This window comes from Asticcacaulis sp. YBE204, assembly GCF_000495855.1.
Lineage (GTDB): Bacteria > Pseudomonadota > Alphaproteobacteria > Caulobacterales > Caulobacteraceae > Asticcacaulis.
In genome coordinates, this window is sequence record NZ_AWGF01000012.1 from 1 (window position 1) to 24,225 (window position 24,225).

The following is a 24,225-nucleotide window of genomic DNA, read 5'->3' on the forward strand; positions in this document are numbered from 1 at the left end:
CGGCGCACATCGTTGGCCACGACGGCGCGGCGGCGGTCACGCACCGGGCGGTGGCGCAGGCGGCCGGGCTGAATCTGGGGGCGGTGACCTATCATTTCGCGACTGGCGGCGCGCTGATGGCCGCGGCGTGGGCGCATATCTATCTGCGCCTGACCCGCCCGCATCAGGCGACCGAGACCGGTCCCCTGTCGCGCGAAATCTATGTCGACGGCCTGACGCAGTATGCGGCGCAGGACGCGCAAAAGCCGGACGTGCTGGCCATGGAGGCGCTGTTGTCGCAGGCGGCGCGCGACCACAGCTTCAGGGATATGGGGGCGATGATCCGCTATAACCGCGGGCAAAGCACCTATCTGCGCCTGAGCCGTCTGCCACGTGAATCCGGGCCGCTGACGCCGCAGGCGGCAGGCCTCGTATCGACTCTGTTGCAGGGCATGGGCCGCGATTTGGCGGTCCTCGATCCAGCTATGCGCGGCGTACAGTCACGACGCCTGATGACGCAGGTGCTGGACGCGCTGAAGGTCGATCTCTGAACCGCACCGGATTTGTCGGAGCATTTAATTCGTGAGTAGATAGCCCGCGATCGTCGCAATGTCCGCTAACAGGCGGCTTATCGGCTCGACCTCGCGATATCCGGAATGGGCGCGTAGGCGATTTAAATCTGGGAACGGCTAATGCGGGCATTCAATGCTCATTGAATATCCCGTGTCGGTCATAAAACGTAGCGATCTTCGCCCGGCATGGTGTGAAGAAAATTGTATGATAAAGCGCTGGACAGTTTTTCAATGAACGCTGATACTTCATCCAGATAAAAAGCTCAGGGAAGGCGTGCATCCATCGGTCATTCAGGTCCGTCGCGAGAATTCGCGCCGGAGCGCATGTCAGGTGAGCCGAATATACAATGAGAGCTTCGTACGAACGTCGAAGTTGGTTAGCCCGGCATGTCATCCGGCATGAACCGGCCCTCAGGGCATGGCTCAGGCGACGCCAGATACCCGGTCTCGAAGTCGACGACATCGTTCAGGAAACCTATGCCCGTTTGGCCAGCGTCGAGAGCACGGACAATATTCTCAACGTCAAAAACTATATGTTCCAGACCGCCTATTCGATCATGGCGTCGCATCTTCGCAAATCGCGTATCGTTCATTTCAAGGCGATAGACGACCTGAATACGCTCAACGTCACGCCGGATGAGCCGACGCCGGAGGATCAGGCCATCCATCGTCAGGAACTGGGCCGCTTGCTCGACGTGGTGGTGGCGCTGCCCGAGAAGGTGCGTCAGGTGTTCATGATGCGCCGGATAAACGATCTGTCTCAGCGCGAGGTCGCGCAGGAACTGTCGATCCCGGAATCGACTGTCGAAATGCGGATGCGCAGAGCCAATTTTCTGATTACAAAATCACTTTCGGAAGACGGAAACCGTCCCCCTGATGCGTCTATGGGGACTGAACGATTGACACGCATTCGACCTGACCGTGACCCAAAAGCAAACCGCACACCAAATTGAGGACATCGCCGTCGCCTGGGCGACGCGTCTCGATAATGGACCGCTCCCGGATGAGGAGGCGCGGGCGCTTGATCTGTGGCTGGATTCCGACATCCGCTGCGTCGGCGCTCTGGCGCGCGCGGAGGCCTATATCGAGGCCTCGAAAAAGGCCGTCGCGCTTGATGCGGCGATAATAGATGATCTGGCGGCCCGGCATAAGGCGAAGGCGGGCCTCAGTCGGCGGGACGTTTATAAATATGGTGCCGCCGCTGCGGGCCTGTCCGCACTCGGTATCGCGTCCTATGCCACTATGGCGGCGGCGGGGACATACGAAACGCGCAAGGGCGAAATGAAGGTGGTGACGCTTTCGGACGGTTCGTCGATCAGCCTGAACACCGACACCAAAGTGCGCGTGGCTTTCAGTGCAAAGCGGCGGCTCGTCCACCTGTTCGGCGGCGAGGCGATGTTCACGGTGGCCAAAGATGTCGGGCGTCCCTTCGTCGTGTCGGCAAAGTCGGCCTTCGTGACGGCGATGGCGACGAGCTTCACGGTCGGTGATTTGCCGGATCGTCCCCTGACGGTCGTGGTTAGCGAGGGCGTTCTGCAAATCGACCGCGCCGATGGCAAAGGGCAACCGGTCAAGCTCGATGCCAATACGCGCGTCCGCTTCGAGCCTACGGCGGCGATGCCCGTCCTGAAGATCGAGAAGATTTCAACGGTTCAGGTCGATGACGACATGGCCTGGCGCAGCGGTCGGATTTCGTTTAAGGGGGAAACCCTCGATGAAGCGACGCGCGCGTTTGCACGGTATAGCGACATCGAACTGATTATCGATGACCCCGGCCTCAGGGGCGAGAAAATCGCCGGTGTCTTTCAGAACAACGACCCGGTCGGATTCGCGGAGACCGTGGCCCTCAGCTTCGACCTGCGCATCGATATTCAGGAAAACCGGATATATCTTTCGCGAAAAGCGGCCTGAGCCGCGTCCCGCCGGCCAAATGACGATGTTTTTTAGCCATCTTGCTAAAAAAAATTTCAAAACTTCGACGTCCGCGTAAAAAAATTATAAGCGACCACACGGATTTTCAAATCCGATGCGTCTAGCCCTTCCGAACCGCACAGAAATGAAAAGAACCGGCGGTATGAGGAAATGGGAAAATGCACACCAAAGCTAAGAGACACCTGTTTGCGAGCGTAGCAGTCATCGGCCTGCTATACGCCGGTTGCGCGTTCGCGGCGGATTTCAACGTTCCGGCCCAGCCCGCCAGAACGGCGATCCCGGCGTTTGCCATTCAGGCCAAAATTCAGATCATCGCCCCGGTCAGCTTGCTGGAAGGCGTCACCACGCGCGCCCTTGTCGGCGATTACGACACCGTCACGGGCCTGAACCTGCTGCTGGCCGGCACCAATCTTGAAATCGCGTCCAACAGGAACGGGGTGATCGCACTTCGCGTCAAGGGGACGAAAACAGGGGGAAACGACGTGGGGGGAACTAGCGATTCGGCAGGTTCTCCCGTGACACCGGTGTCGGTGAACGATGGCTTGACCGAGGTCATCGTCATTGGCTCCCGCGCCTCGCAACAATCGGCCATCGAACGCAAAAAGCGCGCTGCAACCGCGTCGGATTCGATCGTTGCGGACGATGTGGGTTCGTTTCCGGATCGCAATCTGGCCGAAGCGCTTTCTCGCATTCCCGGTATGGCGCTCGGCCGTAACGAAACCGGTGAGGGGGAGGGTATCAGCCTGCGAGGCAATGGCTCGGACCTGACCAATGTTGAGATGGACGGCATGTCGGTGAACTCCGCCGGGCAGGATCTCGCGGTTAGTGGCGGTGACGGCGCCGGTCGCGGCGCTGACCTGCGCGAATTGCCGGCTGATCTGATCAAGAGCGTCGATGTCATCAAGGGTCAGACTGCCGACATGACCGAAGGCGGGCTTGGGGGATCGGTCCTGATCCAGACTCGCAGCGGTCTGGATTTCAAGAAACCCTATGTTCAGTTGCGCGTTGCAGAGGAAATGAACACCCTGAGCGAGCGCTGGTCGCCGAACTTCGGCATCGTGGCGTCGCGCAAGTTTTTCGACAATCGTCTGGGGGTGATCTTTAACGTCAGCAAGTCCCGCCGTCTGAACGACAGCCACCAGATCAATGGTGCGGGTTCAGCCAACAATGGCGGATATGCACGAACCTGGGATTTCGACGGGTCGCCGGAGAAGACGTTCGTCTTCAATCCGGATATGGTCAACGGTGACGGTGCGACGACCCCTTTCACCAACTCGACCTTGACGCCACTGGAAGTGGTCAAGCGATCTGCCGCCGCAAAGACCAAGGCGGAATGTATCTCGGCGTTTCCGCTGCTTTCCGACGCACAACTGGCGGCCATACCGGCGGGAACCAATAACGGTACGCGGGCCTCGGCACAGGCCGTCAACATCAATGCTCAGATCACCTGCCTCAACCAGTGGAACGACTATTCGCCCGGCCTGACGCGGGACTACTGGGTGTCGCAGTATGAAGACCGGCTGGCCTGGGATATCCGCTTCGACTACCGCGTCAACAGTCATCTCACCGTCTACGCCAAATATCAGGTCGCCAATCGGGAGCAGGACGAACGGCGTCGAGCCCGGACACGCGGCAGCCTTGGGGCGACGTCCAATACTCTGAACTTCACCCAGAGTCTGACGACAAATACCAATATTCCGAACGGCAGTATCAATCGCTATGGCGAAGTCGCCGGAAGCGGGTACACGCTGTACATGAAGGATCAACCGGTGGGCGTGTCGACGCTCGACAGCACACTGGCCGGATCGGTCGTCAACAACGCCTTTCCCCGTTACGGCACGGTCCTGAACGTCGTCCCCGGCAGCGTGACGACCGAAAACCACTACGTCACGGGCGCCCAGATCACCAATGCCTCGATCAACTACGACAATATCGCCAACGATCAGGACTGGAAGAACAAGTACATTCTGGCCGGTGGCGAATACAAGCGTGGCCCTCTGAACATCAAGTTTCAGGGTAGTCACAGCGACTCCTACTATCAGCGCACCGACACCCGCTTCCGTCGCAACATCACCTATGGTACCGGCACCCTGACCATGCTGGACCACGGTCTGTGGGATATCAAATATCCCGAAGGCTTCAATCCGGATAATATGGAACAGTCTGTGCCGTTCGTGGCGCTCACCGGTACGGCAGCACAGCAAGCCGCTGCGGCAAAATATACAAGCAGCATCGACGTGACCTTCACACCGCGGATCACCGAAGGCAACAATGATGCCGCCAAGATCGACGTGATCTATCGTCTCGACAAGTACCCGTTCTTCACCTCGTTCAAGACGGGTGTCAGCTACAGCAAATCCCAAAGCCGGGCTTGGGGGGCGGGGGGCTATACCGGCGGTAACAACACCTTCTTCGTCCCGCAAACCTCGCTCGACAGCACCATCCGCGCCTGTGAAAATCAGGCGACGACGACGGCAGCCAATGCCTGCAAATACGGCATCACCTGGGGCACCGGTAAGCTCACCCATGCCGGAACGGAGACGATCACCCGGGCGCAACTGATTTCGATCTTCGAGAATTCGAACGAGGTGAATACGGGCGCGTTCATGAACGGGTATGAAGGCGTGCAGGGGCTGAAGCTGTGGAACACGGTCGATGTCGACAAAGCGCTGTCGATGATGGGCCTCAGCCAGTACATCAATTTCGACTGTATGAAGGTCTGTATGGGCACGGACGGCAAGATGTACGATCAGCCGGTTAGCCGCTCTTCGGAGCAGAACTCCGCCGCCTATGCTATGCTGTCGTTCGAGCAGGATCTGCCGTGGGGAATGCAGTTTTCGGGTAACTTCGGCCTTCGCATGGTCCAGCGTAATGTTCAGGCGGCGGGACAGGTGGCGCTTCAGTCGATCCGGAAGAACTTTTCCGACGACGGCAACCCGAACAACGACTGGAACGAAGACACCACCGCGACCGGCGGCTATAACCGGGTTACGACCACACGCATCAGCAAGGCGGTCTATGTCAACCGCGAAGAGCGCTACTGGCTGCCGAGCTACAATGCGGCCCTGTGGGTGATCGATGACAAACTCCTCATCAGATACTCTTGGGCGAGATCGGTGGCGCCACCCCCGATCGGTCGTCTGTGGCCAGTGGGAACCTGTACGGTCGACGAGCGGAAGGAAGGGCAATTCGAAACCGGCATCGACGAAAGTGAAGACGGCGAAGACGCAACCGACATGGCATGCGATACTTTTGGTAATCCCTCGCTGAAGTCATACAAGGCCAACAAAAACAATTATTCCATCGAATGGTATCCGAACAGGGATACGTCGATCTCGCTCGCCTACTATCGTCAGAAAGTCAAAATCGGTCGCCCGGAAGCGATCAATGTCACGGATTCGCCGGTTTTCGCCGGATCGGATGAAGTCGATCCGGCCACCGGACAGCCCTTGTCCGATATCGAATTCTCGTACCGGACCTATGTCAACGGTCCGGGCTGGACGGGCAAGGGATGGGAGCTGGCGGCGAAAACGTCGCTGACCTTCCTGCCGTGGCGTCTGCGCTATACCGGTATCGACTTCAATATTTCGACCAATGAGCAGTCGGGTGATGTCGGCTATCATGATCCGATTACCGGAGAGTCGCTTGGCGTTCCCGGGCGGTCGAAATACTACAACAACCTGACCTTCTGGTACGACGACGGCAAGACCAATGCTCGTCTCGCCTTCCAGCAACGCGACAAGGTCCTGCGCTGTGTCACCTCGTGCGGCACGACGATCGACGGTATCTCGGACTTCCCGATCGATAACCCGCGGACACGCGTGGCGTTCCCGTACAATCCCGGAGAGCCAACCTATACCCAAGGCTACCTCTACCTCGACGCCAAGATCAGCCATAAGATTTCCAAGAATGTGGAGATCTATTGGGAAGGCCGAAACCTGATGAAAAAGGCCAATGTCATCATGAGCGGGCGCGACGAAGATAAGTACTTTGCGGCCAGCTATGGCGGTCAGCGGTTCAATATCGGGATGACCTACAAGCTTCAGTAACACCGGCGGGCGCGGCACCCCCGCGCCGCCGTCTCCGTGTTGAATGTCGGGTATGACCGGTCGGCGCGTAGCCAGTACGTCTGTCTGCATTCACTCCCCGGCTGCAAGCGGCCAACTCCCCACTTGCAGCAAAGCCAACTTTGATCCGCCAGTTGCTCTGGCGGATCTTTTTTCAATCGGTTTCAAGATCGCTGCAAAAGGGACGTCGAAATGACTGTACAAACCTATACCCGCCGCCGTCTTGCCGGTTTAATGACCATGACAGCGTTTGTCGGTCCGGCGGCGCAAGCAAAACCCGGTCGCGTGCCGGTAACGCGGTCAGGTGCCGTGGGTGACGGCGCGACCTTGAACACCGCCGCCATTCAGTCGCTCATAAATCGCCTTGCTGCTGAAGGCGGTGGAACGGTCGTGATCCCGTCAGGCGTTTTTGTCTGCGGGGCCCTGTATCTGAGACCAAAGGTCAATCTGCATCTCGAACGGGGCGCCGTGCTCAAAGCCTCAACCGACATGGCGAATTTTCCGCCTCATCGGACACGCATCGAAGGCCATTTTGAAGAAAAATTCACACCCGCCCTGATCAATGCGGCGGGCTGCGACGGTCTCAGCATCACGGGCGAGGGGACACTCGACGGTGACGGGCGACCGGTCTGGGATCTTTTCTGGAAGCTCAGGAAAGCGTCGCCGGACCCAAAGAATTTCTCGAACCTAAGCCTCCCGCGCGCGCGACTGATTCTGATCGAGCGTTCCCGTCGTGTGACGATCGAAGGCGTTTGCTTCAAAGATTCACAGTTCTGGAACCTGCATCTGTACAGGTGTCAGAACGTAACCGTTCGCGGTGCGCGCTTTGAGGTGCCCGATGACTACAAGCAGGCACCGAGCACCGATGCGATCGATATCGATAGCAGTCAGGATGTCCTTATCGAGGGCTGCCACTTTTCGGTGACCGACGATTGTATCGCCGCCAAGGGGTCCAAAGGGCCTGACGCGCTGGCCGACACGGATAGCCCGCCCGTCGAACGGATCAGAGTGCGAAATTGCGTTTTTCGTCGTGGCCATGCCCTGATGACCTGCGGCAGCGAGGCCACGATTGTACGCGATGTGATTGTTGAAAACTGCCGGATCACCGGATCGATGAGCGTGCTGAACCTCAAACTAAGGACGGATACGCCTCAGACCTACGAAAACATTTTCTTGCAAAACATTAAGCTCGATGCCGAGGGGGGCGCTATTTTCTCGATCCAGCCGTGGAGCCAGTTTGCAGTATCCCGTGACGGCGCACTACCCCGGTCTGTCGTTCGAAACGTGCGGCTTGCGGGCTTCAGCGGGCGGTATGGGGCTTTCGGGGTCATCAAGCCCGATCCCGGTCAGGCAGATATTGAAAAAATTCGTGTGGAGGATTTTGATCTTCAGTTGAAGAAAGACAAGCTCGACATGACGGAGGTTGCACATTTCACGTCCAACAATCTCCGCATAAACGGCAAGTTCCTTCACTCTATCTGACGCGGGTCGAACATATGCCGTTCAGATGGGACGCACAGGTCGCGCACTATGGCTGGCTTTGAGCCTACCTCAAAAACGTCCATACGGCAAAGGCCTCGCGGAGACGCGGGGCCTTTTTAAGGACTAAAGCCGGAAATGCGCGCACCTCCCATCCGGCCATGACAAAGCACATTGGAAATAGTGCCCACAAGTCAGCGAATTAGGGCGTCGTGATGCGCGGTGCGCACTTAACTGTCTGAACGGAAAGAGAAGATGGTGGACCCGACAGGGATTGAACCTGTGACCCTTCGCGTGTGAAGCGAATGCTCTCCCGCTGAGCTACGAGTCCGTTACCACGTTGCGAGGACGGCGGTATTAGCCGCTCCATCCCCGCCTGACAAGGGGTTTTATTTCACGATCCCGGCAATCGCTGTGGGCAGTTCGTCGAAATGATGGATCAGGGCGGCAGGGGACATCTCCTCCAGCGGCGTGTCGCAATAGCCGAAGCTGACCAGCACGCAGGGGACACCGGCGTTTTGCGCGGTCAGGTAATCGGTTTCGGAATCGCCGATCAGGATGGTTTTGGCCATGGTCAGGCCGACATCGTCGATGCAGGCCTGCAAATGCCCGGCATGCGGTTTCTTGTCCGGCACACTGTCGGCGCCGCGCACCGAACCGAAACGCCCGATCAGGCCAAGCTTGGTCAGGAGCAGCACCGACAGGTCGGTGGGTTTGTTGGTGCACACCGTCAGCGTGGCGCCTGCGGCGGACAGGGCGTCGAGCGTGTCCTCCAGCCGTTCGAAAGCCGTGCTTTCGCGGTCGATGCGGTGGCGATAGATGTCGAGAAAGCGGGCGACCATCGGGTCTTCGGCGGCGGTATCGAGCGGCACATTGGCGGCGGCGAACCCGCGCTGGATCAGCGACCGCGCCCCGCGTCCGACCAGCTTGCGCGCGTCGCTATAGGCAAATTCCGGCACCTTATAGTCGGCCAGAATCTCGTTCAGCGTGCCGATGATGTCCGGCGCGGTCTCGACCAGCGTCCCGTCGAGATCGAAGGCGAGGCAGTATCCGGTCAGATCGGGGAGGGTGGTCATATCAAGCCTTAATGTCGATGCCCATAAATACTCCCCCGCCACGCGGGGGAGATGTCACGAAGTGACAGAGGGGGCCTTTTGAACCGCTTTATAAGGCCCCACACCGTCTTTTTGCTACGCAAAAATCCACCTCCCCCGCGTGGCGGGGGAGTATGAAAAGAGAGATGTCGGAAGTAAACGACTTCACAGGCCGCTATTTGCGCTCTAAATCCAGACAAACGGCAACGGGTGAATCGACGATCATGAGCCATAACACGAAACGCGCGGCGGTCATTCTGGCGGCAGGGCAGGGCACGCGGATGAAATCGCCTGTGCCGAAAGTTCTGCACACCGTCGCCGGACGCACCATGCTCGACCTCGCCATCGACGCCGCCGAAGGTCTGGGCTGCGATCGCATCGTCGTCGTGGTCGGCGCGCACTCGCCGCAGGTCGGCGAAACGGCGCGGGCGCGGCTGGGCGTCGAAAACGTCGTCATTCAGGACCCGCCGCTGGGGACCGGCCACGCGGTATTGGCCGCGAAGGACGCTTTGGCCGATTTCGACGGTCAGGTGGTGGTCTCCTATGCCGACTGCCCGCTGATCGACACGGCGGTTTTGAAAACCGTCTTCGATCTGGCCGACACGTCCGATCTGGCCGTGCTGGGGTTCGAGGCCGCCGATCCGGGCGCCTATGGCCGCCTGATCATCGAGGGCGACAACGACCTCTCGGCCATCGTCGAGGCCAAGGAAGCCAGCCCTGAGCAGTTGGCCATAACGGCTTGTAATTCCGGCGTTCTGGCCGCCGACCGCGCGACGCTGTTCTCGCTGCTGGGCGAGGTGACCAATGCCAATGCCAAGGGCGAATACTATCTGACCGATGTGGTGGGGCTGGCCAAGGGGCGCGGCCTGAAACCGAAGACGTGTTTCGTCGCCGAAGACGACGTGATCGGTGTCAATTCGCAAGCCGAACGCGCGGTCGCCGAAGGTATCTGGCAGACGCGCCGCCGCCATGAACTGATGCGCGACGGCGTGACCATGACGGCCCCCGACACCGTCTTCCTGTCGTGGGATACGCAGATCGCGGCGGGTGTTATCGTCGAGCCGAACGTCGTCTTCGCCGAAGGCGTCAGCGTCGAGAGCGGCGCGGTCATCCGGGCTTTTTCGCACCTAGAAGGCGCGAAGGTCGGTGCCGGCGCGCTGATCGGCCCCTATGCCCGCCTGCGTCCCGGGGCCGAGATCGGTAAGGACGTCCATATCGGTAACTTCGTCGAGGTCAAGAACGTCAGGATGGGCGAAGGTGCCAAGGCCAACCACCTCAGCTATCTGGGCGACGGCGAGGTCGGCGCGAAGGCCAATATCGGCGCGGGAACCATCTTCTGTAATTACGACGGCTTCTTCAAACACAAGACGATCGTCGGCGAAAACGCCTTCGTCGGCTCGAACACGGCGCTGGTCGCGCCGGTCACCATCGGGGCGGGCGCGATCACCGGCTCCGGCTCGGTCATCGTGCAGGACGTTCCCGCCGATGCGCTGGCCTTCGAGCGGGCGCGTCAGACCGAAAAACCCGGCTGGGCCAAGGCCTTCCGTGAGCGCAAACTGGCTGAAAAAGCCGCTCTCAAAAAAGGATAGAGCCGTTGAGCGCCGACACACAGAAGCAGATTTCCGGCCTTGCGGCCATCGACCACATCAAGGATGGCATGAAGGTCGGGCTTGGCACCGGTTCGACCGCGGCCTGGTTCGTCAAGGCTATCGCCGACGAGGTCAAGGCGGGCATGAAGCTGACGCTCGTTTCAACCTCGAACCAGACGACGCATCTGGCCCACTCGCTGGGGCTGGAGATCAAGGACATCAACGATGTCGGCAAGCTCGATCTCTGTGTCGACGGCGCGGACGAGATCGGTGAGGGGCTGGCCCTGATCAAGGGCGGCGGCGGGGCGCTGTTGCGTGAAAAGCTGATCTGGGAAATGGCCGACCGCTGCATCGTCATAGCCGACGCCGCCAAGCACGTCGCGGTGCTGGGGCAATTCGCCCTGCCGATCGAGGTCGAGCCCTTTGCCTATAAGGGCACGATCAACCGCATCACCGATGTTTTGAGCGAATTCGATATCGCGAAAATGCCGGTTCTGCGCAAAAAAAGCGGCGAGGCCTTTGTAACCGACGGCGGCAATCTTATCTTCGATGTGGCCTGCGGGGCGATCCACGACCCGTCGGGTCTGGCCAGTGCGCTGAAAGCCACGACCGGTGTGGTCGATCACGGCCTGTTCCTCGATCTGGCCGACATCGCGCTTATCGGCACCGATGAAGGTGTGAAGGTATTGTACCCCTAAAGGATTCAGAATGTCCGACTACGATTATGACCTGTTTGTCCTCGGCGCGGGCTCCGGCGGGGTGCGCGCGGCGCGGCTGTCGGCGCAACTGGGCCTCAAGGTCGCGGTGGCCGAAGAGGACAAGGCCGGCGGCACGTGCGTCCTGCGCGGCTGCGTCCCGAAAAAGTTCATGGTCTATGCTTCGGAAGTGCCGGAACAGATCGCCTATGCTCGCGGCCTCGGCTGGGAAGCGCAATCGGGCAAATTCGACTGGGTCAAGTTCCGCAACGCCAATACGACCGAGGTCAATCGCCTGTCGGATATCTACGCCTCGAACCTTGTCAAGGCGGGGGCCGACCTGATCAACGCCCGCGCCAAACTGACCGGCGAACACACGGTACATTTGACGCCGTCGAACGGCGACGAACCTTATGAGGTGACCGCGAAGACGATCCTGATCGCCGTCGGCGGCCATCCCTTCGTACCGGACGACGTCGAGGGCAAGGAACTGGCCATCACCTCGAACGAGATGTTTCACCTCGAAAAGCTGCCGAAATCCATCGCCATCGTCGGCGGCGGCTATATCGCGGTCGAATTCGCCGGGGTTTTGAACGGCTGGGGCGTCGAAACCCACATCCTCTACCGCGGCGACCAGATCCTGCGCGCCTTCGATCAGGAGGTGCGCGAGCACCTGACCCAGGAAATGGGCAAGAAGGGCATCCGCATCATGACCCATGCCGAGCCCAAGTCGTTGGTGCAGGTGGAAGATGGTATCAAGGTTACTCTGACCGACGACACCGAACTGACGGTCGAAACCGTGCTCTATGCCACGGGCCGTCGCCCGCACACGCGCAATCTGGGACTGGAAGAGATCGGCGTCGGTCTGGACCGCGACGGGGCTGTGGTCGTTGACAAGTTCTCGAAGACCGCCATCGACCATATCTACGCCGTCGGTGATGTGACCAACCGCTGCAACCTGACGCCGGTGGCGATCCGCGAGGGCGTGGCCTTTGTCGAGACGGCGTTCAAGAACAATCCGCAGGCCTATGACCACGGACAGATCGCCACGGCGGTTTTCTCTCAGCCACAGATCGGCACGGTCGGCCTGACCGAGCAGGACGCGGTGGCGCAGGGCATCCGCGTCGATATCTATACCGCGCGTTTCAAGACGATGAAGACGGCCTTTGTCGGTGGCGATAACCGCACCCTGATGAAGCTGATCGTCGATCATAAGACCGACGTGGTGCTCGGCGTCCACATGGTCGGGCCGGATTCGGCCGAGATCATTCAGATGGCCGGGATCGCCGTCAAGGCCGGTCTGACCAAGGCGCAGTGGGACGCCACTTGCGCCGTGCATCCGACGGCGGCGGAGGAATTTGTCACCCTGCGCGAAAAACGGACGGCTTAAACCTTTCCCGGCAACGGGGAAGGATGTAAGGGAGTCGCAAGCGTTTGTTTTGCGAGGGACTATGGCGGTAGCGAAGATGTCGGCGGCAGGGTTCAAACTTCCGTCCTATACGCAAGGCGTGATGTTTATCACGCTCGCCTTCTTCGTCCTGTTTACCTATTTTGGCTCGCTGGGCTATGCCTTGACCGCGACCTTCGGCGGCTTTTTGTTGCTGGGTTACTGGCGCCATGCCAAAGTCTTCGGCTGGGCAGGACTGGCAATGGTCGTGCTGCTGGTCTGGCTTGTCGGACGTTCAACGCTGCTCTACGACATGCAAAGCGGTGCCGATTTCGGCCAGTATCAGACCTGGGAAGATCAGGCCTGGCTCAAGATGATCCTTCAGCCCATATCCTATGGTGCGCTGATTCTGGGCGCCATGAAAATGAAGGACGAAGACGCCTTCAAACTGACCGGCGGACTGTTCTATGCCTTTATCGGTCTGTGCGTCCTGATTATCGTCGATGCCCTGAGCGGTGCGGCCATCTATCAGGCTATTTCGGCGACCATCTATAAGCCAATCCGGCCCGACCTCGCCATGGTCAAACTGTCGATCGCCACCTATGCCTTCGTGCTGCTCTACTGGCCGATCATGCTGGTCGGCGAATTCAAATCGCGTGGCGTTCAGGTCGTGGCGCTGGGGGCCTGTGTCCTGACGCCGATCATCACCGGTGCCAATGCGCCGGTACTGGCCATGGTCGTTTCCTATATCGTCTTCCTGATTGCGCGCTATTTCCCCTATATCGGCAAGATCAGCATATATTACTGGGCGGCCTTCGTCGTCGCTTTCAAGATTCTCTACTTCCCGGTGATCATGCACCTGATCAAGGTCATGAAATGGGATGACAATGTCCATCAGTTCCTGCCGCCGTCCTGGGATGCGCGCGTCGATATCTGGATGTTCACCGCCGAAAAGATCATGATGAAGCCGTTCCTCGGCTGGGGCTTCGACGCCAGCCGCCATTTCGGCAAGGCGATCCCGCTGCACCCGCATAATATGTCGATGCAGGTGGGCCTCGAACTCGGCTATGTCGGGCTATTCATTCTTGCCGCCTTCTGGGTATTGCTGATCCTGCGGGTAGGTCAGGGCGGCCCTGCGCAAGGCAACGATCCACGGGCTCTCAGGGATATCAGCGACCGCGACGGTATCGATACGCGACCCTACGTTCTGGCCAGCGTGGCGGCGTTCTTCACCCTGGCACAACTCAGCTTCGGCATCTGGCAGGAGTGGTGGCTGGCGCTTGCCGCTATTGTCGCCGCTGTGCTGGTCATGACCAAAAAAGCCCTCAGTTTTGTCGGAAAATAGATGGCGTGTGGCGCGAAATCGCGTCGAATTACAGTATTAATGCGGTTTGAAGTTTCAAATTAAACTATAAAATACTGACTTTTAAGTCATTTTTGCGCCGCTGCAATGCTTTTACGCGCATGTGGATATTGAGTTTGCCTTCGCGGCGGCTTAAATAGGCCGCATGAACAAGTCTTGGTCCCCCCATAGCTGGCGCGCGCGCCCCGCGCTCCACATTCCTGACGATTACCCCGATGCGGCGGCGTTACGTGCCGCTGAGGCCGAAATCGCCACCCTGCCGCCACTGGTTTTCGCCGGTGAAGCCCGTCGCCTGACCTCCGCGCTCGGTAAGGTCGCCAATGGCGAAGCCTTCCTGCTGCAAGGCGGCGACTGCGCCGAAAGCTTCAAGGAATTTTCCGCCGACAATATCCGCGACACCTTCCGCCTGATCCTTCAGATGGCCGTCGTCCTGACCTTTGCCGGCGGTAAGCCGGTGGTCAAGGTCGGCCGCATCGCCGGTCAGTTCGGCAAGCCGCGCTCGTCGCCCGTCGAAACCATCGACGGCGTGACCTTGCCCAGCTATCGCGGCGACAATATCAACGGCATGGAATTCACGCCCGAAGCGCGTCTGCCGGACCCGTCGCGTCTGGTGAAGGCCTATAATCAGTCGTCGGCGACGCTGAACCTGCTGCGCGCCTTTGCCAATGGCGGCTATGCGGACCTCTACAACATCCACAAGTGGACGCTCGGCTTCGTGTCGGGCTCGCCGCAGGGTGAGCGTTACAAGGTGCTGGCCGAGAAGATCAGCGAAACCCTGAGCTTCATGTCGGCCATCGGCATCACGTCCGACAAGGCGCAGGAAATCCGCCAGGTGGACTTCTTCACCTCGCACGAAGCCCTGCTGCTCAACTACGAACAGGCCCTGACCCGCGTCGATTCGACGTCCGGCGACTGGTACGACACCTCGGCGCACATGCTGTGGATCGGCGAGCGCACGCGTCAGCTCGATGGGGCGCACGTCCACTTCATGCAGGGCATCAAGAATCCGATCGGCGTCAAGTGTGGCCCGACGCTGGAACCCGACGACCTGAAGCGTCTGATCGACGCGCTGAACCCCGAAGCCATTCCCGGTCGCCTGACCCTGATCGGCCGTTTCGGTTCGGAAAAGGTCAATGAGCGCCTGCCCAAGCTGATGAAGGCGACGCGCGAACACGGCGTGCCGGTTGTGTGGTCTATCGACCCCATGCACGGCAATGTCATCAAGGCCGCCAACGGCTACAAGACGCGTCCGTTCGACCGTATCCTCTCGGAAGTCCGCTCGTTCATCGATGTGGCCGGGGCCGAAGGCGTGCATCCGGGTGGTCTGCATCTGGAAATGACGGGGCAGAACGTCACAGAGTGCATCGGCGGCGCCCACGCTCTGAGCGAGGATGAACTGAGCCATCGCTACCACACGCACTGCGACCCGCGTATGAACGCGGATCAGGCGCTGGAGTTATCCTTCCTCGTGGCCGAACGGCTGCACGCGATGAAGGATGCCGCTGCCAAGGCGGCGTAAGGTCAGGTACGATATACATGAAAAAGGGCCGCGTTCAGCGGCCCTTTTTTTGCTGCGAAAGACGCCACAGACACCTAAAGCGGAATGACTTTAGATAGAATCGTCGTTTTGCTCTAAGTTTTTGTTTTGTCGCGATATTATAGCCGAAAATCGCTCACACTTTTGGCTGCGCCGAACTTCGTTTCGGCATATCGCTCTAAACCCCCAATATCCAGCCTTCTTCGTTGAGCGCGATATCGATCTCGTCCTCGCTCAGGCCCTTCGGCGCGCCGAACAGCGCCCCCAGCGTACCCTTGTCGTCGAATTCGGCCAAGGCTGTGGCGGTCAGGCGCACATGGGCGGCGTCCTTGACCTCCAGATGTTCGGACGCGCCGGGATAGAGCGACGGGTAGATTTCGGCGATGACCGTGTCGGTGCCGTCGAGATCGGCCTCGGTCAGGGCCGCGAAGCCGGTCTCGAAAGGCCATATCTTCGATTTCGGCAGGGAGTCGCGCAGGGCGCGCACAGCGGGGATACCGAGCAGGGTCTGACCGCCTACCACGCCCGCGCCGTGCATCTGCCATACCGTCTTGGCCTGAGCGTGCTTACCGAGTTTACGCGCGGCATCCTCGGTCAGGCGAAACTCCGGGAAGTCGCCATAGCTGGCCGGTTTCAGGGTCGACAGCCACTTCTGCGCGGCGTTCTTGGGGCAGCCCCAGAACGGAAAGGCCTCGTCGGTCGTCAGACGATTGATCTTGGCGGCGACGGCGAAGCGGTTATTGGTGTTATCGGCCTTGTCGACGACGTTTTTCACCACGAAATCCCACATCGACTGCCAGTCCGTCAGCCCCAGCTTCGCCGCCGTGCCGCGCGGGAATCCGAAATTGAAATCGAAGCCGAGGAAAATGCGATCGCCGCGCTTATGCAGATCGCCCATGATCGTCTTCAGGAGGGCGACGGCTTCGGCGCGTGTGGCCGGATTATGCGACTCGTAAGACAGGCGGAAGCGCACGTCGCGCTTCATGACGCCGATCCATACCGAAGACTCGCCGGTTTTTTTGCCTTCGGCGGCGCTCCAGTCAACGATCACATAGGCTCCGAACAGACGCGCCATGATGACACCTTAGGCAAGAGTTTAACAACTGGCGGGGGTTTTAGCCCATGCCACGCGCCGCACCAAACTCTAAACTGTGCATTGTCGGTTTTATGCGCCATTTTGTATTTCCATCCGGCTGGAAATCCTGTGTACAAATATCCGCCCACACTTCGGGCGCTTGGATAAAAGGTAGAGTTATGACCATTTTGAAAGCGGGCGTCGCGGGCGCCGGGGTGTTCGGAGGCTATCACGCCAACAAGTACAAGGAAGCCGAAGCCGCCGGAAAGGTGCAATTTATCGGCATCTACGACCTCGATCAGGCGCGCGCCGAAGCAGCGGCGGAAAAGTTCGGAGTGAAAGCTTTCTATAGTGAGCAATTGCCGGAGTTTCTGGCGGCGATCGATGTCATCACCATCGCCGTACCCGCCTTTGCCCACGCACAGGTCGCCTTGAAAGCGCTTGAGGCGGGGGTGCATACCTATGTTGAGAAGCCATTGGCTATTACTGAGCCCGACGGTGACGCGATGGTCGCGCTGGCCGCCGAAAAAGGCGTTGTTCTAGCCTGCGGGCATCAGGAACGCGCGGTGTTCGAGGCGATGGGATTGTACGATGTGCCTGAACGGCCGCTGCGGCTTGAGGCCGTGCGCAACGGGACGGTCTCGACGCGCAATCTCGATGTGTCGGTCGTGCTGGATCTGATGATCCACGATCTCGATCTGGGGCTGACCCTCGCCGCGGGTGAGGCGGGCGGCATTGATGTATCCGCAAAGTTCCGCACCGACGAAGGCTATCAGGCGGTCGGCGCCGATGAAGCCTCTGCCGAGGTGAAGTTCGACGATGGCTTTGTGGCGACCTTTGCCGCGTCGCGCATGGCCGAGGCCCGCGAACGCACCATGCGCATCGTCTATCCGTCAGGCGAACTGTTCATCGATCTGTTGAACCGCAAATTCGAGAACAATACGCCGTTTGCACTCAATCCGGATTTTGCCGAGGCCGATATCGCCCGCGATCCGTTAGGCACCAGCGTGTTTCGCTTCCTCGACAAGGTGGCGGGGCTGCGGGAGCGGCCTTTGGCCACGGGGAATGAGGCGTTGAAGGCGCTGACTCTGGCGCTGGCCATCGACGAAGCGATTGCGGAAGGATGATCGGCTAAGGCAAGGGCTTGAATAGGCTTAAGGCTAGCCAGCTACAGCCTTGTAAAATGGCGCCGATAACGAAAAAGTCTTTGGCGAACGCAATCTCATCATGACTGATAAGAAGTAGGTTGCCGAAGTTGTTAGGATAGGTGGCCGCGAGAACCTGAACGCCTGCAAACAGCATGAAGGGTAAGAATATGATCAAGGTTCTCTTGATGCTGCGGCGTCCGGAATTGGGTCCGAAGATCATCTTCAGCGGCTCTTGAACAGCACCGCAAAGGCCAGCACCGCATAGCCCGCGCCCATGAAGGCGTATTTGTATTGCGTCATGACGTCCACGGCTTCGCCCTCGAACGGACGGAAACAGCCGATCAGGCTCGCGAAGACCAGGGTCACCGAGATCAAAAACAGCAAGATTGTCGTTGCCGTCGGTTTCATAAGCCCTCTGAATGCCCCCGCCTAACCCTATACCCGCAGTTATTCAAATATTTGTGATGATATCAATGGAATTATGCAGGGCGTTCAGAGCGCGGGCCTGAAGAAGAGGAGTTCGTGCAACACCACCAGCACTGTAAAGGCAGAGGTCGCCACCATGACGCGTAAAACGCCGAGTTCTGCGGGCTCGAACGCAACGCGGCCCTGAAAGATGGCCAGGAACGGTACGATCGATGTCCGGCGCATGACGGAGGCATAGGCATCGCCGAATACCGCTTCCCGCTTGCGGTCGATGCTGTTGGCGCCCAGCAGGCTCAAGGCCAGCAAGGTGCCAAAAAATACCCACGCCGCCAGATTGCCGTTGCAGACGAGGTGCGTCGCCGACAGCAAGGCGATCCCCGCCAGTACCGGGTGACGGCTGATGCGGATGATGCCGCTGACCGGCTCGTCCGGCCATTTCTTGGCGCCCTTGAGGTTGGTCGGGCTGGGGCTCAGGGCGCCGACGATCAGCAGCATCAGACCGATGAAGTTGAATACGAAGGCAATGGTTTTCAGGATGAACGGCGCTTCCCAGAAATGGTGATTATAGGCGTCGTTTCGAGCGGCGAAAAAGGCGCTGACCATCCAGAAAAAGCCGCCTAAAGACAGCAATGAAAACAGAATCTTATAAGCCACCCCTCCGATGGCGTCAATCAACTGATCTTTCAGGCGGCTGCCGGAAATCAGGACATGGATGGAGATAAAGAAGGCGCAGGCCAGGGCCAGGGTCCACATGAAAATCTTGGCCTTTACAGATACTGGATAAGCGGAGCGTTGAGGACGTCACCATCCTTGGGGCCATTCTGGGGGCCGTCGGTCTTGGGCTTGGGCGGGGGGGGCGGTGCGTCTTCGTCCGGTGTATGGGTATGGACGACCGGAGGTGTGGGTTCCGGCGGGGGCGCAGGGGCCGGGGGGGGCGGTGGATTCAGCTCTTTTTCGATATCGGTCAAGGGCTTGCGAATGATGGCTTCGACGTGATAGAACCAGCGACGAGCCGTTTCCATCGCGGCGCGCGGACCTTCGGCGCGGGCGGTGAGGGCGTCGTTCGGATCCCACAGGACCAGTTCGAAATCGGGACGCGACGGGTCGTTGAACATCAGGCGGATCGTCACGCGGTCGACCTGCGGGGCGATGTCGTCGAACATCTTGTGCGCGCCGCTGCGGATGATGCGGGCGGCGACTTTGTTGTTGACGAAGACCTCGATGCCGATGATTTCAACCATGCCATAGACGCGGGTCGGGGCCTTGCCGAATTCGCGCACGATGACGCAGGTATTGGCGAGGTACGAAAGGGCGGCGGCGGCCTTGCGCGCCGGTTCGATGGAGACCACGTCGGGCCGCGCGCCGTTCAACGCTTCGGTCACCTCGTCTTCGAGCTTCTTCGGGGCTTCGACGCGGGAATCCCAGATCCGGTAAAGCACCAGCAGCACGGCCAGAGCGGCGGCCGTCAGGATGATGATGGTCGGCAGATACTGGTTCACGCTTGCGTCTCAATCCCCAAAAGCCAGATAGCGGCAAACCCAAATGAGAGTCACCGCGCATATTAACCACGAAACACGGCGGGCGTTAAGAGGGGGCAACGCTCAAATAAAAAGAAAGCCTGCTCCACGAGGGAAGCAGGCTTTTCAAGTGCACCGAGGAATCAAGAGAGGCCGAGGCCGCTCAGGGTAAGCGGACAAGGGGAGGGAGGCATTCCGCTGCTCTTGTCGGCTTGGGGTTACGCTTCTGACGAAGCGAATACAGTAACCCTATAGACCACGTGCTGTCGTGCATGTCAATGAGAATTATTCGCAAATAATGACCTGCCAGTAGTCCTGACAGATTCTCCGGGCTCACGCCGGTTTGCAATGTTTGTCGAAAACGCCCTGGGTGCGATCGCGCTTGGTGATGGCAAAGTCACTGGCGTCTTTCAGCGCTTCGGGTGTCTTGCGGTCCTTGTCGCGCGGATCGGCGGGGGCGGCGATGGCGGCGGCGTAGAGCGGGATGGCCTTGGTGTAGTTGCGCGCGGCGCTTTCCAGCGCTTCGCAGGCTTCGGTCTTGTTATTGTTTTCGGTGGCGATCGACGCGTTCTGGATCATGGCGTCGCCCAGCTTGTCGAAGACTTCGGCGTGCATGATGGCCTTGGTGTAGGCCGTATCGTCGGGCGATTGTGCCAGCGTCAACGACGGCGTGGCAATGAGGGCGAGAAGGATAAGGGCGTGGCGCATGATGGGCTCCTGAAGGTTGCGTGATTTTTAGCGGGATGTCTGTCGCGTACAATTTACAAATGCTGAGAGGGAAGTAGGGTGCCCAAAACAGGAAGCGCTCATGAACCCGATCTATGCCCAACTCGGCACGACCATCTTCACCACCATGTCGGGGCTGGCGGTGGAACTGGGGGCTGTGAATCTGGGGCAGGGCTTTCCCGAAACCGACGGCTTTCCTGAGGTCCGCACCGAGGCCGCCCGCGCAGTCGTACACGACTCGAACCAGTATGCGCCGATGAAGGGCACGGCGGCGTTGCGGGAGGCCGTGGCCGGGTTCTATGGCCGGACGCAGGGTGTATGCCTCGATCCCGCGCGCGAAGTGCTGGTGACGTCGGGGGCGACCGAAGCCATCGCGGCGGCGCTGTTCGCCCTGATCTCGCCGGGCGACGAGGTTATCGTTTTCGAGCCGATGTACGACGCCTATGCGCCGCTGATCGAGCGCGCGGGCGGAGTGGTGGTGCGGATACGGTTGTCGCCGCCGGACTGGCGCTTTACCGAGGCGCAGTTGTCTGCGGCGTTTTCCCCGCGCACCAGGGCCGTGTTGCTGACCACGCCGAACAATCCGACGACACGGCTGATATCGCCGGAGGACTGGGCCTTACTGGCGCGGTTTTGTGTTTCTCATGAGGCCTATGTTATTTCGGACGAGGTGTGGGAGCAGGTTATATTTGACGGTGTTCGCCACGTCGGCGTTCTCAACCTGCCGGAACTGGCCGGGCTGGGCGTCAAGATCGGTTCTGCGGGCAAGATATTCGCCCTGACCGGCTGGAAAGTCGGCTTTGTCTGCGCATCGGAGGCTCTGGTGGCGCAGATCGCCAAGGCGCATCAGTTCCTGACCTTTGCCACGCCGCCGATGCTGCAAACCGCCGTGGCTTTCGGGCTGAATCTGCCGAGCGCGCGCTTTGCCGAGGCGGTGGCCGGTTTGCAAAGGTCACGCGATTTGTTGCAGGCGGGGCTGGCGGCCGAAGGCTTTCGCACCTTGTCGTCGGAAGGCACCTATTTTCTCAATATTGATTTAAAGGCGACGGGGATCGATTTGGGCGGGGCCGATTTTGCTTTGCGCGCGGTGCGTGAGGCGGGCGTGGCGACCATTCCGCTGGAGGCTTTTTGCACGCCGGATGGCCCGCCTTTGCCGGTCGTGAGGCTATGTTTCGCCAAGAGTGATGAGACGCTTTATCGCGGGATCGAGGCGCTCAAAAAGGCGCGGCGATTGTTTGTTTAACGATCCGCGGGCGTCAGCACCGCCGAATGCACCCTCAACATGGCGGGCAGGGTATCGAGCCATGCCGCGTCATCAGGCCCGACCAGACAGCTCAGGGTCACGAAGGTCTTGTCCGGCAGGTCGAGGCCGACACTGCGCATCAGATAGGCTTCGGCGCCAACCTCGATGCTCATATCGACCGAAACGAACTTGACCTGAGGGCCGCTTATCGGCGCCGAAATCATCGGCACCAAGCCTTTTTTGGTGATCTCGATCTTCGCATTGGCTTCGGGGAAGATATCGCGGACGTTCAGGCGGATTTCGTCGGCATAGTCGTCGAGCAGCGAGGGCAGGGCGGTTTGCGCGGCGGCGAAGCTGTTATAGACGCCCTGGCCCTCGGTCAGCGCCTCGCGCATCAGGGTGCAGGCCCGCGCCGGGCCACCGGTGCGCGGCGAAAACACCTGAAGCAGCGTCAGTTCGTGGGTGCGCGGCGTGACAAAGGTCCACGTCCAGTCGTCAGGGGTGCTGAGGCCGATATCGCCCTTGGGGTGGACCCATATGTGACGGTCCGGATCATGGCGATCCTGCCCCCACTGCGCCTGCGGCACGGCGTCCAGTACCGGCGGTTTCGCCCCTGCCGAAGAGACCGAAAGGGCAATAAAAACCGTGAGAACGGGGAATATCTTCATTGAAAACCTCAGGCCGGACTGCGCCGCCGACGGACAGACGCCTGAAAAAGAGCATGAAAAAAGAAAATTTGAAATGGACTGCAACTGAAAAAGTCCATCCATCGGCGGCGCGTCCGGATCATGGCATCGATTGCCGGACGCCGTCACCCCCGAACAAGGGGGTGACGGATTACAAAGGCTGAGAGGCAGGCCTATGGATTTTGTAGGGGGCGTGTGATCGTTACGCCGTCGGGCAGGACTTTTCGATCGGGCAGATTCTGAAGCTGCTGGCTCGGCGGAATCTTGAACGTCGTCCGCGCCACAAACCGGTTGTTCTGAATGGTCTGACCGCGCAGGGCGTCCGGCAGAACCTCGGCGGTGAAGGTGATCGCTCCGCAGCCATTGGCATCGGTGGCCTTGAGCGGCAGGGCGAAGCTGTCCACGCCAGCGTTAGGGGTCAAGGTGCCGGTGACGGTGGCAAAACACTCCGCAGCGCGATTGCCGGTTATCGTCCAGGCAAAGGACTGACCGGATTTGGTGCGCTGATAAGGCTTTACGATAACCGGCACGGCGTCGTTGAAGCGGCCGTTGGCGGGTACAAAGGGAGGCAGGACCTGATTAACGCCGTAAGGCGGATCGGACACGAAGGTTACCGTCAGGGGCGAAGTGGTCGGCGAACGCCCGTCCGCATACCTGATCCTGACCGTGTAACTATATTCGCCCACCATTGTCAGGACGTCGGACGGGTCTTGGAAAAACGCCCGGATATAGCCTGCCTCGGCATCGCCGACCATCGTCGGCAAGCCTGGCGCCACAAGGCTTATGGTCGGATCGAGCGATTCGGCCTTGAACAGGGAATTGCCATCGCGGAACGGCGTCAGCTCGTAGTCGCTGACGAATGGGCGCGCGAAGCATTTGAACGCGTCCGTCGGCAGGTTAGTCGGCAAAACGACCCGCAACTGACCGGAGCCCGGTTGCGACGACCGGCCGCCAAAGTCGTCCATGCAGCGCACGAAGGTCCGGTTTCGGCTGGTATAGCCATTGGTCTGAGTGATATAGGGATCGACGAAAAGAACGACGACCGGCCCGCAACCGCTGTTGTTCGCGACGTTCGGATCGACGCCCGCGCAGCGCGCCTGACGGGCCGCAATGGCGCGTTGCTGGGCCTCGTAAGCCGGATTGGGGACCGACGTGCCTTGGGTCGCCCCGTCGGCCATATCGCTGGCGGACGAATTATCGATATTGTCGCGGGTCCACTGGATATCGGTCATGTGGCGCGGCGACACCGAAAAGGGGATACGCACATTGTCGATCACCAGCGTGCCGTTGGTTTTACTCGTATAGACCGGAAGGGTGATCTCCAGCGCCAGAGACCCCTTGGTGCCGCAATCGGCGGTATTGTTGATGAAGCCGGAATGGCCGCGAATCCGCTTGACCGTGGCGCGGGGCAGGTTCTCGAAGTAAATCTTGTCGTCGTACACCGTGTCCATGTAGTGGCCGTAAAATTCGACGCGTTCCGTACCGGAACCGCTGACGCCGAGGACAGGGATGACATTGGCGAAGGCCTGCCAGTGGAAACGCGGGCTGGTCGTGTCCCGGCACTTGCCGTCAGGATCACGTTCGCCGGTCATCTTGTCCACTTCGACGGCCTGCGCCGTTAAGGGCAGGCAGAGCAAAGCGGCGACGCCGCTCAGGAGTAGGGGTTTCAGCAAGGATCTGATCATGAGGGTCACCTATTGAGTTAAGTCT

The 24,225-nt window shown here is 59.7% G+C and carries 21 protein-coding genes and 1 tRNA gene; 12 read left to right on the top strand and 10 right to left on the bottom strand.

Annotation, left to right across the window (positions count from 1 at the left end):
- The 5 genes from AEYBE204_RS40585 to AEYBE204_RS0120570 all read left to right on the top strand — a co-directional run.
- The coding region (locus tag AEYBE204_RS40585) for a TetR/AcrR family transcriptional regulator (RefSeq protein WP_023463077.1) at positions 1-530 on the top strand (530 nt) is incomplete at its 5' end.
- 368 nt (positions 531-898) lie between these two features.
- Positions 899-1,504 carry an RNA polymerase sigma factor gene (locus AEYBE204_RS0120565; RefSeq protein WP_081724719.1) on the top strand — a complete coding sequence of 202 codons (606 nt, stop codon included), beginning with the start codon at positions 899-901 and terminating at the stop codon, positions 1,502-1,504.
- The gene (locus tag AEYBE204_RS33990) at positions 1,473-2,462 is read left to right on the top strand and encodes a FecR domain-containing protein (protein WP_023463079.1); all 990 of its coding nucleotides are present in this window, start codon (positions 1,473-1,475) and stop codon (positions 2,460-2,462) included. The genes AEYBE204_RS0120565 and AEYBE204_RS33990 overlap by 32 nt, the downstream gene beginning before the upstream one ends.
- 179 nt (positions 2,463-2,641) lie before the next feature.
- Positions 2,642-6,532, top strand: a complete 3,891-nt coding sequence (locus AEYBE204_RS33995) for a TonB-dependent receptor (RefSeq protein WP_023463080.1) — start codon at positions 2,642-2,644, stop codon at positions 6,530-6,532.
- Positions 6,533-6,742: 210 nt separating this feature from the next.
- Positions 6,743-8,032 carry a glycoside hydrolase family 28 protein gene (locus AEYBE204_RS0120570; RefSeq protein ID WP_023463081.1) on the top strand — a complete coding sequence of 430 codons (1,290 nt, stop codon included), beginning with the start codon at positions 6,743-6,745 and terminating at the stop codon, positions 8,030-8,032.
- Between the two features lie 253 nt (positions 8,033-8,285).
- Here the strand turns inward: AEYBE204_RS0120570 and AEYBE204_RS34000 are convergent.
- Both AEYBE204_RS34000 and AEYBE204_RS34005 read right to left on the bottom strand, forming a co-directional pair.
- Positions 8,286-8,360: transfer RNA gene (locus tag AEYBE204_RS34000), tRNA-Val, on the bottom strand.
- A 58-nt stretch (positions 8,361-8,418) separates the two neighbouring features.
- Positions 8,419-9,105, bottom strand: coding sequence for an HAD-IA family hydrolase (locus AEYBE204_RS34005; protein WP_023463082.1), 687 nt, complete (start codon positions 9,103-9,105; stop codon positions 8,419-8,421).
- Between the two features lie 242 nt (positions 9,106-9,347).
- On the opposite strand from AEYBE204_RS34005, the gene glmU reads away from it, so the two are divergent.
- The 5 genes from glmU to AEYBE204_RS34030 all read left to right on the top strand — a co-directional run bounded on the left by glmU (position 9,348) and on the right by AEYBE204_RS34030 (position 15,676).
- Positions 9,348-10,712, top strand: coding sequence for a bifunctional UDP-N-acetylglucosamine diphosphorylase/glucosamine-1-phosphate N-acetyltransferase GlmU (gene glmU / locus AEYBE204_RS34010; protein ID WP_031231077.1), 1,365 nt, complete (start codon positions 9,348-9,350; stop codon positions 10,710-10,712).
- Positions 10,713-10,717: 5 nt separating this feature from the next.
- Positions 10,718-11,410: a ribose-5-phosphate isomerase RpiA gene (gene rpiA, locus AEYBE204_RS34015; protein WP_023463084.1), complete on the top strand. Its 693-nt coding sequence runs from the start codon at positions 10,718-10,720 to the stop codon at positions 11,408-11,410.
- A 10-nt stretch (positions 11,411-11,420) separates the two neighbouring features.
- Positions 11,421-12,797: a glutathione-disulfide reductase gene (gor, locus tag AEYBE204_RS34020; protein ID WP_023463085.1), complete on the top strand. Its 1,377-nt coding sequence runs from the start codon at positions 11,421-11,423 to the stop codon at positions 12,795-12,797.
- Between the two features lie 61 nt (positions 12,798-12,858).
- The gene (locus AEYBE204_RS34025) at positions 12,859-14,139 is read left to right on the top strand and encodes an O-antigen ligase (protein ID WP_023463086.1); all 1,281 of its coding nucleotides are present in this window, start codon (positions 12,859-12,861) and stop codon (positions 14,137-14,139) included.
- A 163-nt stretch (positions 14,140-14,302) separates the two neighbouring features.
- The gene (locus AEYBE204_RS34030) at positions 14,303-15,676 is read left to right on the top strand and encodes a class II 3-deoxy-7-phosphoheptulonate synthase (RefSeq protein ID WP_023463087.1); all 1,374 of its coding nucleotides are present in this window, start codon (positions 14,303-14,305) and stop codon (positions 15,674-15,676) included.
- Positions 15,677-15,872: 196 nt separating this feature from the next.
- On the opposite strand, the gene AEYBE204_RS34035 is transcribed toward AEYBE204_RS34030, so the two are convergent.
- Positions 15,873-16,769 (bottom strand): hypothetical protein, encoded by an 897-nt coding sequence (locus AEYBE204_RS34035; RefSeq protein WP_023463088.1) that lies wholly within the window; start codon positions 16,767-16,769, stop codon positions 15,873-15,875.
- A 179-nt stretch (positions 16,770-16,948) separates the two neighbouring features.
- Between AEYBE204_RS34035 and AEYBE204_RS34040 the strand changes: the two genes are divergently transcribed.
- Entirely contained in the window at positions 16,949-17,896 is a 948-nt protein-coding gene (locus AEYBE204_RS34040) for a Gfo/Idh/MocA family protein (protein ID WP_023463089.1), read from the top strand.
- A gap of 4 nt (positions 17,897-17,900) precedes the next feature.
- Here the strand turns inward: AEYBE204_RS34040 and AEYBE204_RS34045 are convergent, their stop codons facing one another.
- From AEYBE204_RS34045 to AEYBE204_RS34065, 5 genes are all read right to left on the bottom strand, one after another.
- Positions 17,901-18,137 (bottom strand): hypothetical protein, encoded by a 237-nt coding sequence (locus tag AEYBE204_RS34045; protein ID WP_023463090.1) that lies wholly within the window; start codon positions 18,135-18,137, stop codon positions 17,901-17,903.
- A 2-nt stretch (positions 18,138-18,139) separates the two neighbouring features.
- The gene (locus tag AEYBE204_RS34050) at positions 18,140-18,301 is read right to left on the bottom strand and encodes a hypothetical protein (protein WP_235068223.1); all 162 of its coding nucleotides are present in this window, start codon (positions 18,299-18,301) and stop codon (positions 18,140-18,142) included.
- 108 nt (positions 18,302-18,409) lie between these two features.
- Positions 18,410-19,096, bottom strand: a complete 687-nt coding sequence (locus tag AEYBE204_RS34055) for an NnrU family protein (protein WP_023463092.1) — start codon at positions 19,094-19,096, stop codon at positions 18,410-18,412.
- 14 nt (positions 19,097-19,110) lie between these two features.
- The gene (locus AEYBE204_RS34060) at positions 19,111-19,842 is read right to left on the bottom strand and encodes a hypothetical protein (protein WP_023463093.1); all 732 of its coding nucleotides are present in this window, start codon (positions 19,840-19,842) and stop codon (positions 19,111-19,113) included.
- A gap of 351 nt (positions 19,843-20,193) precedes the next feature.
- Positions 20,194-20,568, bottom strand: coding sequence for a hypothetical protein (locus tag AEYBE204_RS34065; RefSeq protein ID WP_023463094.1), 375 nt, complete (start codon positions 20,566-20,568; stop codon positions 20,194-20,196).
- 100 nt (positions 20,569-20,668) lie between these two features.
- Here AEYBE204_RS34065 and AEYBE204_RS34070 point away from each other — a divergent pair, with 100 nt between their 5' ends.
- Positions 20,669-21,829 (top strand): aminotransferase, encoded by a 1,161-nt coding sequence (locus AEYBE204_RS34070; protein WP_023463095.1) that lies wholly within the window; start codon positions 20,669-20,671, stop codon positions 21,827-21,829.
- On the opposite strand, the gene AEYBE204_RS34075 is transcribed toward AEYBE204_RS34070, so the two are convergent.
- Both AEYBE204_RS34075 and AEYBE204_RS34080 read right to left on the bottom strand, forming a co-directional pair.
- On the bottom strand, positions 21,826-22,497 hold the full coding sequence (locus AEYBE204_RS34075; protein ID WP_023463096.1) for a hypothetical protein: 672 nt from the start codon (positions 22,495-22,497) through the stop codon (positions 21,826-21,828). The genes AEYBE204_RS34070 and AEYBE204_RS34075 overlap by 4 nt on opposite strands.
- A 191-nt stretch (positions 22,498-22,688) precedes the next feature.
- A complete protein-coding gene (locus AEYBE204_RS34080; protein ID WP_023463097.1) occupies positions 22,689-24,200 on the bottom strand; it encodes a hypothetical protein in 1,512 nt (503 codons plus the stop codon).
- Between the last annotated feature and the right edge of the window lie 25 nt (positions 24,201-24,225).

Excerpts from the sequence above, each read along its gene's own strand:
- AEYBE204_RS34040 (WP_023463089.1), top strand. The coding sequence starts at position 16,949 with ATGACCATTTTGAAAGCGGGCGTCGCGGGCGCCGGGGTGTTCGGAGGC.
- AEYBE204_RS0120565 (WP_081724719.1), top strand. The coding sequence starts at position 899 with ATGAGAGCTTCGTACGAACGTCGAAGTTGGTTAGCCCGGCATGTCATC.
- gor (WP_023463085.1), top strand. The coding sequence starts at position 11,421 with ATGTCCGACTACGATTATGACCTGTTTGTCCTCGGCGCGGGCTCCGGC.
- AEYBE204_RS34030 (WP_023463087.1), top strand. The coding sequence starts at position 14,303 with ATGAACAAGTCTTGGTCCCCCCATAGCTGGCGCGCGCGCCCCGCGCTC.
- glmU (WP_031231077.1), top strand. The coding sequence starts at position 9,348 with ATGAGCCATAACACGAAACGCGCGGCGGTCATTCTGGCGGCAGGGCAG.
- AEYBE204_RS34025 (WP_023463086.1), top strand. The coding sequence starts at position 12,859 with ATGGCGGTAGCGAAGATGTCGGCGGCAGGGTTCAAACTTCCGTCCTAT.
- AEYBE204_RS34005 (WP_023463082.1), bottom strand. The coding sequence starts at position 9,105 with ATGACCACCCTCCCCGATCTGACCGGATACTGCCTCGCCTTCGATCTC.
- AEYBE204_RS34075 (WP_023463096.1), bottom strand. The coding sequence starts at position 22,497 with ATGAAGATATTCCCCGTTCTCACGGTTTTTATTGCCCTTTCGGTCTCT.
- AEYBE204_RS0120570 (WP_023463081.1), top strand. The coding sequence starts at position 6,743 with ATGACTGTACAAACCTATACCCGCCGCCGTCTTGCCGGTTTAATGACC.
- AEYBE204_RS34035 (WP_023463088.1), bottom strand. The coding sequence starts at position 16,769 with ATGGCGCGTCTGTTCGGAGCCTATGTGATCGTTGACTGGAGCGCCGCC.
- AEYBE204_RS33995 (WP_023463080.1), top strand. The coding sequence starts at position 2,642 with ATGCACACCAAAGCTAAGAGACACCTGTTTGCGAGCGTAGCAGTCATC.
- AEYBE204_RS34045 (WP_023463090.1), bottom strand. The coding sequence starts at position 18,137 with ATGATCTTCGGACCCAATTCCGGACGCCGCAGCATCAAGAGAACCTTG.
- AEYBE204_RS34070 (WP_023463095.1), top strand. The coding sequence starts at position 20,669 with ATGAACCCGATCTATGCCCAACTCGGCACGACCATCTTCACCACCATG.
- AEYBE204_RS34065 (WP_023463094.1), bottom strand. The coding sequence starts at position 20,568 with ATGCGCCACGCCCTTATCCTTCTCGCCCTCATTGCCACGCCGTCGTTG.
- AEYBE204_RS34055 (WP_023463092.1), bottom strand. The coding sequence starts at position 19,096 with ATGTGGACCCTGGCCCTGGCCTGCGCCTTCTTTATCTCCATCCATGTC.
- AEYBE204_RS34080 (WP_023463097.1), bottom strand. The coding sequence starts at position 24,200 with ATGATCAGATCCTTGCTGAAACCCCTACTCCTGAGCGGCGTCGCCGCT.